Genomic DNA, 13,737 nt, shown 5'->3' with positions numbered 1-13,737 from the left:
CAAACTGTCCGACTTCTTCCGAGCCTATGGACAGACCGGGAGACGCGCACGTGTAGCGGCTCACATCGTCATACTGCACCTACGCCACACACCGGCCGGACCTGATCCGGCTTTATGAGCATTGGGTTTTGTCAGTTGCCCAAGCGTGATGGCTTTCGCGACGCGGCGCGCCTCAGGAACTGAGCCGCGTCCAGGTCGAAACGCGGGAAAGAAAGACAGGAAACAGAATGGCCGATCAATTCGCAACGGACGTCATTGCCCTGATCAAGAAACGCGCCGAGTCGGAGAGCGGTGAGGGAATGCCTGCGTCATTCGTCGGCGAGATAACAATCGCCACGGAACTGGACGCGCTCGGGTTCGATTCGCTGGGTTTGGCGGACGTCCTCTGGGATGTGGAGCAGGCCTACGGCATCAAGATCGACATGAACACGGCCGATGCCTGGTCCAATCTCAAGAATGTCGGCGACGTCGTGGAAGCCGTCCGCGGCTTGCTTGCGAAGGAGGCTTGAATGGACAGGCGCGTCGTTATCACCGGAGTGGGCGGCCTGTGCGGACTGGGCACCGAGGCCGCCTCTATGTGGAAAGAGATGCGCGAAGGCCGCTCCGCCATCGGCCCGATCGCCAATTCCGAGCTTCATGACCTGGAGGGCATGACCGGCGCTGAGATCAAGGCGCTGCCCCAGCACGACATCAACCGGGGGCATCTCATCTCCATGGACCGCTTCAGCTTGCTCGCCGTGCTTGCAGCGCGCGAAGCCATGCGGCAGGCCGGACTTTCCTGCGACGAGGGGAATGCCCATCGCTTCGGCGCGACAGTGGGCGTCGGATTTACCGGTTCGTACGCAACAGAACAAACTTACCGCTCACTGCTTTTGGGTAGCGCAATCCGTGCTGAACTCTTCACTGGAGTAAAGGTGATGCCCAGCGCCGCTTCCGTCCATCTTAGCTTGAGCCTCGGCTTGCGCGGGCCGGTCTTCGGGGTGACCTCCGCATGTGCCTCGGCCAACCATGCGATCGCCTCGGCGGTGGACCAGATCAAGCTGGGCCGGGCCGACGTAATGGTTTCCGGGGGCAGCGACGCACCCTTCGCATGGGGCGTGCTGAAAGCATGGGAAGCAATGCGCGTGCTTTCACCCGATACCTGCCGGCCCTTCTCCGCCGATAGGAAGGGCCTGGTGCTGGGCGAGGGTGCGGGCATGGCCGTGCTGGAAAGCTACGAGCATGCCACGAGGCGTGGTGCCACAATTCTTGCCGAGATCGCCGGCGTCGGCCTTTCCGCCGATGCCTTCCACATTGCCGCGCCATCTGTCGAGGGGCCAGCGTCGGCGATGCGCGCCTGCCTTGCCGATGCCGGGCTGAATGCCGAGGACGTCGACTACCTCAACGCGCACGGCACCGGTACCAAGAGCAATGATCAGACTGAAACGGCGGCGATCAAGCGTGTGTTTGGAAACCACGCTTATTCGATGTCCATCTCTTCCACCAAGTCCACGCACGCGCATTGCCTCGGCGCAGCGAGCGCGCTTGAAATGATCGCCTGCGTGATGGCAATCCAAGAGGACGTCGTGCCGCCGACCGCCAACTATCGCGAGCCAGATCCCGCTTGCGACCTCGACATCACACCCAATGTGCCGCGGGAGCGCAAGGTGCGCGTCGCCATGAGCAACGCCTTCGCCATGGGCGGTACGAACGCAGTTCTGGCATTCAGGCAGGTGTAGAAGCCATGCAAGACGCCTCATTTGAGGTCACCTGTCGTATCTAGCTGCTTGCCGGACCACTATGTAAAGCGAGCGCTATTGGCTGCCTCTGCGATGCGGGAATTGGCAGCGGACGTCTCTCGATCAAACAGGCATCTTGCTTGTAGAATTCTTTTAATCGTGAAGCGGCGCGAGTGCGCTATCCGTTGAGGTGAGCAAGGCCGGCGCCCTGGGTGAGCGCTGGTGTCGGGTGGTGGAAAGTACAGGGGGAGCTGTGTGGCCCCTCTTTCTCGGCCTCGACGATGTGCGAAGGAGCCTGCGCGGCGAACGGGCCAACGCCCCAGGCTCAGAACCTGGGCGAACCTAACTCCCGCCAAAGGACAGCCCAGAGCTGGATACACGAAAGAGATACTGAACCCGCGAATCAGATTCTGATCAATCGTCGTGTCTGAGCTCCACTCGGCTCTTACGGAGATAATCGCGCGGCCCGGCAACGGCCGCGCGTGCCGCGGGCGTGAGCTTTGCGCTTCGTCAGAAGTGCCTCGAGCGTGACGACGATAATTGACCAGCCATATGGAACGCATTCGCCCAGTTATCCAAAGCGTGGATACCTTTCATCTAAACAAAGGATTTTACCGTTTTTGCTGCAGGTCCCATAGAAGCGCTTCAAGTTGGAAAGATAGGTAGTTCCGATGGTTGCGTTGGATCTGAGGAGCATCATCTGGTGTGCGGGGCGTACAAAGTCAGTCGCATCTGCATTGCGGCTTGGTCTTTCGGCGGTCCCCACAAGTTACGCCCCGTTGGCGCGACGCCAATTATTTAATCAATGCTTGGACATTTATCTCAACCAGACAGCTACAAGGTGAGGTCTTCCATGCGTCCGAATGTCGAGTGGAAGTTGTGCTGGGAAAATGAGCTGCAACTGGCCGACCATGTCGAACTCTCCGACTTTTTTCGAAAGACCTATGGACGGACTGGCGCCTTCAACGCGGAGCCATTCGAAGGCGGCCGCAGTTGGGCCGGCGCGAGGCCGGAATTCCGCGCAATCGGCTACGACGCGCATGGGGTAGCGGCTCACATCGGCATGCTGCGGCGCTTCATCAAAGTTGGCGAGGTCGACTTGATCGTCGCTGAATTGGGCCTGTACGCGGTTCGTCCGGATCTTGAAGGGCTCGGAATCGGTTTTTCGATGCGCGTGGCGTACCCAGTGCTCCATCAGTTGGGTGTTCCATTCGCTTTCGGCACGGTTCGGCACGCGCTGCGAAACCATGTCGAAAGATTCTGCAGAGCCGGCCTCGCGAACATTGTGTCGGGCGTTCGCGTACGGTCGACCCGTCCAGATGTGCATCCCGACCTGCCGCCCACGCGCCTGGAAGACGTACTCGTGTTGGTTTCGCCGATCGGACGCTCGATGGACGAGTGGCCGTCTGGTACCCTGATCGACCGGAACGGTCCGGAACTATGAAGCCTCTGGACTACATATGCGAAGGGCAGAGTGACAATGCCGATCGCATTGCAGAGCGCAGCGTCTATCTGACGTTTGACGACGGTCCCAATTCATTTTTCACACCGCAGATACTCAATGTGCTGGCGCAACATCAGGTGCCGGCGACCTTCTTCGTTGTTGGGGCCTACGCGGCCGACGAGCCGGAACTCGTTCGCCGAATTATTACAGACGGCCACGGTATAGCCAACCACACGATGACTCATCCGGACCTAGCTAAATGCGGGTCCGTCGAAGTCGACTGCCAGATAGTTGAGGCAAACAGAGTCATAGGGATGGCTTGCCCGCAGGCCATGGTTCGGTACTTTCGTGCACCCTATGGCATCTGGACCGAAGAAGTAATCGCTGCATTAGCGGGTGAGGCATTGGCGCCCGTCCATTGGTCCATTGATCCACGCGACTGGTCTCGCCCCGGCGTTGACGCCATCGTCGACAGAGTGCTCGCCGATATCCGGCCGGGCGCAATCGTGCTGTTGCACGACGGGTGCGCTCCCGACGAATTGCAACCAGGCAATCAAGCCAGTCTGCGCGACCAGACGGTGACAGCGTTGTCACGCCTAATTCCAGAATTGCACGGCCGCGGATTTGTAATCCGATCACTTCCTCAACATCCCTGAACAAACAGAGATCCTATGGACCTTCTCACCACAGCCAGTACTGTTGCCGTTTCGTCTTATGCGGTGCTCTCGACTGTTTACAGAGGCATGCAAGCGGTCTACTCCCAACCGGAAAATGTTACGCCGCCGTCGGAAAGCTTGTTCGGATCCGACCGTTGGCCGAGCGTGGATGTCATTATCCCCTGCTACAATGAGGACCCGCGCACACTCGCGGCGTGTTTAGCTTCCATTGCAAATCAAGATTACTCCGGAACATTTCAGGTCTATCTGGTTGACGACGGTTCTGGAAATCGTAATGCCGTCATCCCGGTACATCACGCCTACGAGGGCGACCCGAGATTCAATTTCATTCTGCTCCGCGAAAATGTTGGCAAACGCAAGGCGCAGATCGCCGCCATCCGCCGCTCATCTGGAGATTTCGTGCTCAGCGTCGACTCTGACACGACACTTGCGTCCGACGTCATCACGAAGCTTGCAGTAAAAATGCGGGATTCCATGGTCGGAGCGGCCATGGGCCAGCTGACGGCATACAACCGCAGCGACACTTGGTTGACCCGATTGATCGATATGGAATACTGGCTGGCTTGCAATGAGGAGCGCGCGGCGCAAGGTCGCTTTGGTGCGGTCATGTGCTGCTGCGGCCCATGTGCAATGTACCGCCGGTCTTGTCTCCTTTCTCTGCTGGATCAATACGAGACGCAGCTGTTCAGGGGGAAACCAAGCGACTTCGGTGAAGACCGTCATCTTACGATCCTCATGCTGAAAGCAGGCTTTCGAACCGAGTACGTTCCAGGTGCCGTCGCGGCGACAGTCGTTCCGGACAAGATGGGACCTTATTTGCGCCAACAACTCCGCTGGGCACGAAGCACTTTCCGGGACACGATGCTTGCGCGAGGTCTACTGCGTGGCCTGGATCGCTATCTAACTTTGGATGTGATGGGAGAGAATCTCGGCCCATTGTTGCTCGGCATCGCGGTAGTAACGGCGCTCGGTGAGTTACTATTTTCACATACAGTAAATTGGTGGACGGTGCTGGCTATTGTCACGATGACCATAATCAGATCTACGGTGTTATCTTTCCGCACTCGGCAGCTTCGATTCATCGGCTATTCAATGCACGCGTTAATCAGGATATTCCTGTTGATCCCCTTGAAGGCTTACGCCCTGTGTACATTGAGCAATAGCGATTGGCTGTCGCGTAAAAGTGTTCCCCTGCCCAACAGCAGCACAAAGGAAATCACAAGCGCGATGCCGCTTGGCGGAGCAAATGCTGCGGGCAATTCTGGAATTGCGGAGTCACTTCATACTGCAGATCTTTCGCTCACAGCTAGTGAAGTCTGACGGCCTTGCAGCGCCGAGTGACCGAGTAAGTTGTGTCAGTCGACACGGGGTGAAGCTTGTCGAGTTACCTATGGTCAGAACGGGGACTATGTGGAAGCGACACGTGGCATCTTGACGTTATTCTTTGGCGGAAGCGATACACACGTCGCTCCGGCCGCGACTTTCCAAAGGTGTCATCTCAAGGCGGTGGCCTGCTCTGAACCAGAATTCGCAAGTAAGCTGCCGGTGGCCAATCGGACTCATTCCGCTTGAGATAGACGCATGTCCAATGTAGCAATCGACCTTACCGGCGTAACCAAATTATTCGGAAACAAGCTCGTTGTGGACGGGCTGTCCTTCACCGTTGCATCGGGAGAGTGCTTCGGTCTGCTGGGGCCTAACGGCGCAGGCAAGAGCACGATTGCGCGTATGCTCCTCGGTATGACCCGGCCTGACGCGGGTGATATAACAGTCCTCGGTCTACCAGTGCCGGCACGCAGCCGCTTGGCCCGCAAGGGCATAGGCGTGGTCCCGCAGTTCGACAATCTCGACCTGGAATTTACGGTACGTGAGAACCTGTTGGTGTTCGGGCGCTACTTCGGCATGAGTACAAGAGAGATCAACGCCGTCATCCCACGGCTGCTCGAGTTCGCTCGCCTTGAGAGCAAGGCGGATTCACGTGTCGGCCTGCTATCCGGCGGGATGAAGCGGCGCCTGACGCTGGCACGTGCTCTGATCAACGACCCCCAGTTGCTTGTGATGGATGAGCCCACGACCGGCCTCGACCCGCATGCCCGCCATCTGATCTGGGAGCGACTTCGTTTCCTGCTGGCGAGCGGAAAAACGATCATTTTGACCACCCATTTCATGGAAGAGGCTGAGCGGCTTTGTGATCGGCTGTGTGTTCTCGAGCGGGGACGCAAGATCGCCGAGGGCAGTCCTCATGCGCTGATCGACGAGTACATTGGGTGCAACGTGATCGAGATCTTCGGCGGTAATCCACAGGAGCTGATTTCGCTGATCAGACCGTACGTTCAGCGTGTCGAGGTAAGCGGCGAGACGCTCTTTTGCTATGCGCCTGAGCCGGAGGATGTGCGCATCCAGCTTCGCGGTCGAGCGGGTCTGCGTATTCTAGAGCGTCCACCCAGTCTGGAGGACGTTTTCTTGCGGTTAACCGGACGTGAGATGGAGAAGTGAGCAATGGGTGAACGTTTTGCGGCCGCTCTACCCGCCAACGCCTGGAACTGGATGGCGGTGTGGCGCCGCAATCATCTGGCATGGAAGAAGGTGGCATTTGCTTCAATGCTCGGCACCCTTGCTGATCCGATGATTTACCTTTTCGGGCTCGGCACTGGCCTTGGACTGTTGGTAGGCCGCATCGAAGGTGCATCCTACATCGCCTTTCTGGCAGCCGGCATGGTTGCGACGAGCGCGATGACAGCATCAACCTTCGAAACAATTTACGCGGTTTTCGGTCGAATGCGCGATCAGGGCACTTGGGAAGCAATCCTGCACACACAACTTACCCTCGGCGACATCGTTCTCGGTGAATTGACCTGGGCAGCCACAAAGGCTTTTCTGGCCGGTACGACAATTGCGATTGTTGCGGCCGCGCTAGGTTATGCCGCGTGGACGTCGGTTCTCTACGTGCTACCGGTCGTCGCTCTCACCGGATTCGCCTTTGCGAGCCTGGCCATGCTCGTCATCGCGCTCGCGCCCAGTTATCACTATTTTATTTTCTATCAGACGCTTGTCATCACACCCATGCTGTTCCTTTCGGGCGCGGTTTTTCCAGTCGGCCAATTGCCAGGAGTGTTTCAGCAGATTGCGGCCTTCTCGCCCCTGGCGAATTCTATCGAGCTAATCCGTCCGGTGATGCTCGGCCGCCTGGGCGACAATGTAGGGCTGCATATAGGCGCACTTTGCATGTTCGCTGTATTGCCTTTTTTTCTGTCGGCTGGACTGTTTCATCGACGACTAATGCGTTGACGCTTGCTTACACCCATTAACCAGAAGGAGGTCCGCAATGCCGGATGCAAACTGCCCACAGCGGCCCGGAGGCATGCGTATGCTAGGAATCGCGAGTGGTACAACGCCGAAGCCGGGCGCCACCCAGCCGCTGCAGGCACCCGCCCAGCTTCGCGACCACACCTCGAAGAACAGGCTGGATGGTGAGGCGCGGACCCACCCGGAGCGTTCAATCGATAGCAGCCAAGCTTCTTGTGCGCGTCCACAGACCGTCGCGGCCATTATTTAGTTGGATACACATGCAATGACCCACAACGAAGCAACTCTTGAGCCTTTTGTGATCCTTGCTATGCCAAGGACCGGAACACACTATTTAGAAGAATTGCTAAACGAGCATCCGACCGTTTTGAGTAACGGTGAGTTGCTAAACGAATATGATCCCAATTGGCCCAGCACTGATCGCCTGCTAGGCACGGATCGCGAGCTTCTTGAGCTTGCCTATGTGCGCTGCCCTATGCGCGACTACAAGAATGTGACGCATCTTGGATGCAAGATCAATGAACCTCAGTTTCGCGAGCGTCCCGCATTCTTTGCGGAACTGGCTCGTTGGCCAGCACTCAAGGTCATCCTTGTTGTTCGCCGAAACGTATTGGAATCGCTCCGATCCTTTGTGCAGGCCAGGGAAAGCGGTCACTGGCTGAAGTTCAGCTGGGACAACGATACCGCTCGGCCACCGAGCGTCAGGTTGTCAATCGCCGACTGTGAGGCTTATTTCAAAGCCGCCGACGATTTTCACGCTCGCGTTATGGACTCCTTCACGTCGACCAACCTGCTTGTAATGGAATACGAGAGCCTACTTCACGAACCTGCCCAATGCCTGGGAGCGGTTTGGGATTTCCTGGGCGTTCCAGCGCTTGAGCCATCAGATAACGCCATCCTGCAGCGCCAGGAAACGCGACCGCTGGATCAAACGGTGGAGAACTTTGACGAGTTGCGGATTCACTTCGCACGGGGACCTTATTCAAGATTTTTTGACCTCGGAGATTCAATGCGCTCCTACGCTTAATCGCTTGTACCGCGTGCTCTGATGGGCGTGTAGGATATCCTGCAGTTTGCGCGCATTCCGTCGCAAAACTGACAAACCAAAGTCACCAAGACGACAGAGATATCGGCCGGCAGTCGATCTGCGGCAGACATCAAAGACACGGCCGCAAGGCGACCTGGTCAATTCCCTCTCTGGCGAAGCACTTCTTCAGACGCGATCTTTGGCGAGCCTTGAGTGCAAATTCCGGCAAAGGTGGAGGGTTCCAGTGCGCAACCCGCACCAATCTCGCTGGACGGGACAGGCCTCCAGTTGGCACGGCGCTTGCTCCGAGATGACAGCAGCGCTCGACCGGAGCGCAGCATGGGAGAAGGAGGAGCCCCCACCCCGATCCGGTCAGGGAGAGAGAAACGGTGTTGGTTCCAAGAGTCCCCCGCGCGATCGCAGCGCCCCGCAAGCCCCATTTTGCCCGGACCTACGTGCAGGTGCTTGCCGCCATAGTCCTGGGAGCCGCAATTGGCTACCTCTATCCGGAAACCGGCCAGAGCCTGAAGCCGCTCGGCGATGCCTTCATCAAAGTCGTCAAGATGATTATCGCACCTGTCATCTTCCTGACAATTGCGACCGGCATTGCCGGCATGAGCGATCTGCAGAAGGTCGGCCGAGTTGCCGCCAAGGCGATGGTTTATTTCCTCACCTTCTCGACACTTGCACTCGTTGTCGGACTGATTGTCGCGAATATCGTTCAACCTGGCGCCGGCCTCAACATCGATCCGGCCTCGCTCGATGTCCAAGCCGTTAAGGGCTATGTGGCCACGGCTCACGAGCAGTCCGTGACCAGCTTCCTGATGAACATCATCCCGTCAACGATTGCCAGTGCCTTCGCGGAAGGCGACATCCTGCAAGTCCTGTTCTTCTCGGTCCTGTTCGGCATTGCTTTGGCGATGACCGGAGAGACGAGCAGGCCGGTCGTTACCTTTCTCCAGGCGCTTACCGCCCCCATTTTTAAGCTCGTCGGCATTCTGATGAAGGCTGCACCCATCGGCGCCTTCGGCGCAATGGCCTTTACGATCGGCAAATACGGAATCGGTTCGGTGGCCAACCTCGCGATACTGGTCGCGACGTTCTATCTTACCGCCTTCCTCTTCGTGTTCGGGGTTCTCGGCGCGGTCTGCCGCTACAACGGCTTCTCGATCTTTTCTCTCGTCCGCTACATCAAGGACGAGCTGCTGCTTGTCCTGGCAACGTCCTCCTCGGAGGCCGCGCTGCCCTCGCTAATGGAGAAGATGGAGAAGGCCGGCGCCGCCCGTTCGGTCGTAAGTCTCGTCATCCCTACTGGATACTCATTCAATCTGGACGGTACCAATATCTACATGACGATCGCCGCCCTCTTCATCGCCCAGGCGACGAACACAGATTTGTCAATTGCCGATCAGATCCTCCTGCTGCTAATTGCGATGCTTTCCTCGAAGGGTGCGGCAGGCGTCACCGGCGCCGGCTTCATCACATTGGCCGCTACTCTCTCTGTCGTGCCGAGTGTTCCCGTTGCCGGAATGGCTCTAATTCTTGGCGTGGACCGCTTCATGTCGGAATGCCGCGCGCTGACGAATTTAGTCGGTAATGCGGTGGCATCGCTCGTTGTCGCTCGCTGGGAAGGCGAATTGGACCAGTCACGGATGGAAACCGCTTTCCGCGGTTAGGGTTACATCAAACTGGCTCCCCGCAAGCAAGATCGCAACAGCGCGACGTGTAAGTAGCGGCCTTGACACAACAGTCGAATTGCCAGCCTCCAAAGAGCGCTGGAAATAGAGTACTAACGCAGTGAGTAATACAACACCATGAAGCCCCTAAGCAAACGAACGGTTCACGGAGACTCATCTGGGTGCGCATGGAGCGCTGTTCGTCGAATGCGCTATCCGCGGGGTGGGGGAACTATTTCAGCTTGCCGCCCCAAGCCGTCGCGGGAGCGCACCGGATGATGGAGGACCGGCCGATCAGAATCGCTAGGGGAAAGCGCGTCACAATAGCCGATCTCGCCCGCGAAGCCGGAGTCAGCGTAGCAACAGTCGATCGGGTTCTGAACGTCCGCCTTCCGGTGCGAGAGGAGACCGCCCAGCGGGTCCATGCGGCCGCGCACGCGATCGGCTATCATGCTGCCGGTCTCATCAAACAGCGCTTGCAGCAGCACCTGCCGCACTACAAGCTGGGCTTCATCTTGAGAAAACCTACCCACGATTTCTACCAAGATTTCGCTCGCAAGATCGAAGAGTCGGTCAGTATGGCTAAATCCTTCCACGGCCTTCCGATCATCGAGTTCGCGCAGTCACATTTGCCGCGTGACCTGCTCCCGCTTCTTAAGGACCTTGGGAGCCGCTGCCAGGCGATCGCCATGGTGGCGGCCGATCACCCGAAAATCACAGCATCAGTCGAGGAGCTCAAGGCGAAAGGTATCCCGGTATTTTCGCTGCTATCCGACTTCGCCGATGGCGTGCGCGAGGGCTACATCGGCCTCAACAACAGCAAGGTCGGACGGACTGCCGCTTGGGTGTTTTCCAAGGCCGCAAAACGGCCCGGCAAGGTGGCGGTGTTTGTCGGAAGCCATCGCTTCCAGGCGCATGCGACGCGGGAAACGGCCTTTCGTGCGTATTTTCGTGAGAACGCGCCAAAATTCGAGGTGCTTGATGCGCTCGTGAACCTTGATGAACGGCAGCTCACTTACGAAAAATTGCTGGATCTTATGCAGCGGGAACCAGAGCTCGTCGGCTTCTATATGGCCGGCGGGGGATAGAGGGGGCAATTTCCGCGCTCCGAGAAGAGGGGAGCGGTCAGGATCTCGTCGCGATCGTGAGTGAAATGACGCCGCAGTCACGTGGGGCGCTTGCGGATGACATCTTGACGATGGCGGTCGGCACGCCAATGCGCCGACTTTGCCAGGAGCTGATAATGGCAATGGAGCGGGCCATCAAAGCCGGCGTCGCGGAGAGCCCGGGGCAGACATTTCTGCCGTTCGACATTTATCTTCCGGAAAATATTTGACCTTGATGGATTTCTATCATGAGCGCCCATTTTCCTTTCACCGATGAAAGGAAAGCTCGATTGACTCGGCCGTCTCTGTCCGATCTGTGAACCGGCGTGGTTCCGTCTTGAAAGAAGCCGGATGCCGAAATGGCAGCCGCGCTTCATGGAAGGAAAGTCAAGCAATGCGCCAGGTATCGCCCCGCTTTGCACTCGATCACATGGCGGCGCCCCGCCTTGACGTCAGTGCGCTTTTCGCGCTTGCCCGTGACCAAGGCCTGACCGACGTCCAAATCCGTTACCCTCATTTCAGCAATCCTGTCGCACGCGGCATTCCGGCTGCGGACGTTCGGTTGGCCGCTACCGAAGCGGGCGTCACGATCATCTCTGTCAACGCCTTGCAGCGGTTCAACGACTGGACTCCAACGCGTCAGGCCGAGGCAAGCAACCTCGCCGATTATGCGACGGCGTGCGGGGCGGAGACGCTCGTGTTGGTGCCGGCCAACCGCAGCTCGTGGCCCACCAATAGCGAGCGCCAGGACAATCTTCGTTTCGCTCTAAACGAGATCAAGCCAATCCTCCAGTCGCGGGGTCTGATCGGTCTCATCGAGCCGCTGGGTTTCCGAACCTGCTCGCTTCGATCAAAGAAGGAAGCGGCCGAGGCCGTTGCCGCGGTTGATGGCCAGTCCGTCTTTCGCCTCGTGCACGACACGTTCCACCACACCCTGGCCGGGGAGACATGCCTGTTCTGCGAGCTTACCGGCCTGGTGCACATTTCAAGCGTAAACGACCCGACCTTCTGGATTTACCCCGATCGCTTTCTTGCAGGTTCCGACAATGGCAGCCAGATTCAGGCGCTGCTGGATGGCGGCTACGCGGGACCTTTCTCATTCGAGCTGGTCGAGGAAGTCCATTCTCTGGACGATCTCGCAGGCGCACTTGCCGCCAGCATCGACTTTATCCGGCGAGGGCTATTGTCGTCAAAGTAGATGGTGACAGGAGTAGTGACTATAGGTGCGCCTGAATTTTCCGTGGGTTCACAGCGGGGCAGCCATCCGAGATGCCTCCTGTATCATTATCTCCCGCATCCAGATGCTTGCCGGATCGCTATTGTGGAGGGCCGGCCATTGGAGGGTCTCGGTGAATGTGGGAAATGGCAGCGGAAGTTCGATAACCCGCAGGGGGAACGTTTTTTCGAAATGCCTGACCAGCCGTAAGGGCATGGTCGCTATACGAGCTGTGCCGGACACCATAGGTGGAATCATGCTGAAGCCCTGCACGGCGACCTCGACACGTCTCTTAAGGCCATGCTCAAGCAAAAACCATTCCTCGATAGACGGCTTCATCGTACGCCCGAACCTGACCGCGACGTGCCTCATCGACATGTATCTCTCGAATGTAAGCTGCTGTGGCAGCTGCTTGTTTGTGGGACAGCCTACGCACACGAGCTTCTCGTCAAACAGCGCAACGCTTGAATGCACACTCGACGTGAACATATCCGGTAGAATTAGAAAATCGACGTCACCGCGCCGGAGAAGCTCATCGGGGCTATCGTCGACAGGCAGCAGTTCGAAGCTGACGGCGGGGGCTTCCCGTGAAATACGCTCCACAAGCTTTTCGAAAAACACGAGCGTGACGAAATCGGAAAGAATGATCCTGAAGAGGCGATCGGCTCGAGCTGGGTCAAACGGATCCGAAGAAATAATCGAGCACTGGATGTGCTGGAGAGCGTCGCGAACTGCGGGGGCAAATGCTGCCGCACGCGGGGTTAGAAATCTTTCGCGACCTCTTATCGTAAACAGTTCATCGCGGAAATAATCGCGCAGTCGGGCGACGGCCGCACTCATGGCGGGCTGACTCAGGTTAATCCTGCGTGCCGCCGCCGAGAGATTACGCTCCGTCAGGAGTGCGTCGAGCACAACGAGGAGATTTAGATCAAGTCCTTTGAAACGCATGTCATCAGCCATCCATGGGATGGATGCCTTTAACCGAAACAAACGACTTTAACAATTTAGCATTCTTGCAATCTTTTGTCGCAAAAAGTTTATGATGGATGACGTTAAGGTCCGACATATGAGCCGCGTGATCTGCCGAAGCGAGCAATCGTTCGTACTGTGCAGGTCAGAGATTGGCAGTTTGAAACGCCGGGCCGATGGCGCCGGTCTATCAACCAGCGTCTTCGGCGGCCCCGACCTAGCTAGGCGTGGAACCTAATAGGGTGCACCTTTCCAGTCCGAGGCGACTGATGGGCGGTTTGATCCTAAGCTGCCGTGAGGCCTGTGCCAATTGTATCGGCGAGCCAATGCAGCAGTCCGGCAGCGTTTTTGAGAGCTGTTGTAGGCTCGGCCTAAGCCCATTGGCGCAAGCCTATCTGAACGAAGCGCTTGGCCTTGCCGCTATCCGGTATGTGATCTGTGGTGCCTTCTCGTCCTGCTGTTCTTGTTTTGGAACGCCCTTATGGTGAGCCCATCCGGGACGTGGGGCACCGGGAGCACAAAGGTGCAGGCAGGCCGTCAATAGACCGTGGGCTGAGAGCCCGAGCTCGTTACATGGCCGCCCCTCGCGACTTTCCCG

At 57.8% G+C, this 13,737-nt stretch carries 11 protein-coding genes and 1 pseudogene; 11 read left to right on the top strand and 1 reads right to left on the bottom strand.

Annotation, left to right across the window (positions count from 1 at the left end; genetic code table 11):
- Positions 1–227: 227 nt before the first annotated feature.
- The 11 genes and pseudogenes from EJ076_RS02185 to EJ076_RS02135 all read left to right on the top strand — a co-directional run bounded on the left by EJ076_RS02185 (position 228) and on the right by EJ076_RS02135 (position 12,152).
- On the top strand, positions 228–509 hold the full coding sequence (locus tag EJ076_RS02185; protein ID WP_029356603.1) for an acyl carrier protein: 282 nt from the start codon (positions 228–230) through the stop codon (positions 507–509).
- Complete coding sequence (locus EJ076_RS02180) at positions 510–1,718, top strand: beta-ketoacyl-[acyl-carrier-protein] synthase family protein (protein WP_063169402.1); 1,209 nt, start codon at positions 510–512, stop codon at positions 1,716–1,718.
- Positions 1,719–2,571: 853 nt separating this feature from the next.
- The gene (locus tag EJ076_RS02175) at positions 2,572–3,162 is read left to right on the top strand and encodes a NodA family N-acyltransferase (RefSeq protein ID WP_063169401.1); all 591 of its coding nucleotides are present in this window, start codon (positions 2,572–2,574) and stop codon (positions 3,160–3,162) included.
- The gene (gene nodB, locus EJ076_RS02170; protein ID WP_063169400.1) at positions 3,159–3,818 is read left to right on the top strand and encodes a chitooligosaccharide deacetylase NodB; all 660 of its coding nucleotides are present in this window, start codon (positions 3,159–3,161) and stop codon (positions 3,816–3,818) included. The genes EJ076_RS02175 and nodB overlap by 4 nt, the downstream gene beginning before the upstream one ends.
- A gap of 15 nt (positions 3,819–3,833) precedes the next feature.
- The gene (gene nodC / locus EJ076_RS02165; RefSeq protein WP_063169399.1) at positions 3,834–5,159 is read left to right on the top strand and encodes a chitooligosaccharide synthase NodC; all 1,326 of its coding nucleotides are present in this window, start codon (positions 3,834–3,836) and stop codon (positions 5,157–5,159) included.
- Between the two features lie 261 nt (positions 5,160–5,420).
- Complete coding sequence (gene nodI, locus EJ076_RS02160; RefSeq protein ID WP_024505873.1) at positions 5,421–6,335, top strand: nodulation factor ABC transporter ATP-binding protein NodI; 915 nt, start codon at positions 5,421–5,423, stop codon at positions 6,333–6,335.
- 3 nt (positions 6,336–6,338) lie between these two features.
- Entirely contained in the window at positions 6,339–7,127 is a 789-nt protein-coding gene (locus EJ076_RS02155; protein ID WP_063169398.1) for an ABC transporter permease, read from the top strand.
- A 283-nt stretch (positions 7,128–7,410) separates the two neighbouring features.
- Complete coding sequence (locus EJ076_RS02150; RefSeq protein WP_063169397.1) at positions 7,411–8,172, top strand: sulfotransferase domain-containing protein; 762 nt, start codon at positions 7,411–7,413, stop codon at positions 8,170–8,172.
- A gap of 392 nt (positions 8,173–8,564) precedes the next feature.
- On the top strand, positions 8,565–9,848 hold the full coding sequence (locus tag EJ076_RS02145) for a dicarboxylate/amino acid:cation symporter (protein WP_210326678.1): 1,284 nt from the start codon (positions 8,565–8,567) through the stop codon (positions 9,846–9,848).
- Positions 9,849–10,123: 275 nt separating this feature from the next.
- Positions 10,124–11,184: pseudogene (locus EJ076_RS02140) on the top strand (LacI family DNA-binding transcriptional regulator).
- A 164-nt stretch (positions 11,185–11,348) separates the two neighbouring features.
- Positions 11,349–12,152: a TIM barrel protein gene (locus EJ076_RS02135; protein ID WP_063169395.1), complete on the top strand. Its 804-nt coding sequence runs from the start codon at positions 11,349–11,351 to the stop codon at positions 12,150–12,152.
- A gap of 48 nt (positions 12,153–12,200) precedes the next feature.
- On the opposite strand, the gene EJ076_RS02130 is transcribed toward EJ076_RS02135, so the two are convergent.
- Positions 12,201–13,118: a LysR family transcriptional regulator gene (locus EJ076_RS02130; protein WP_063170390.1), complete on the bottom strand. Its 918-nt coding sequence runs from the start codon at positions 13,116–13,118 to the stop codon at positions 12,201–12,203.
- Positions 13,119–13,737: the final 619 nt, after the last annotated feature.

The sequence above is a fragment of the Mesorhizobium sp. M7D.F.Ca.US.005.01.1.1 genome, from assembly GCF_003952545.1.
Classification (GTDB): Bacteria; Pseudomonadota; Alphaproteobacteria; order Rhizobiales; family Rhizobiaceae; genus Mesorhizobium; species Mesorhizobium loti.
The sequence above is the reverse complement of the archived record's forward strand: the minus strand, read 5'-3'. Positions and strand labels throughout refer to the sequence as shown.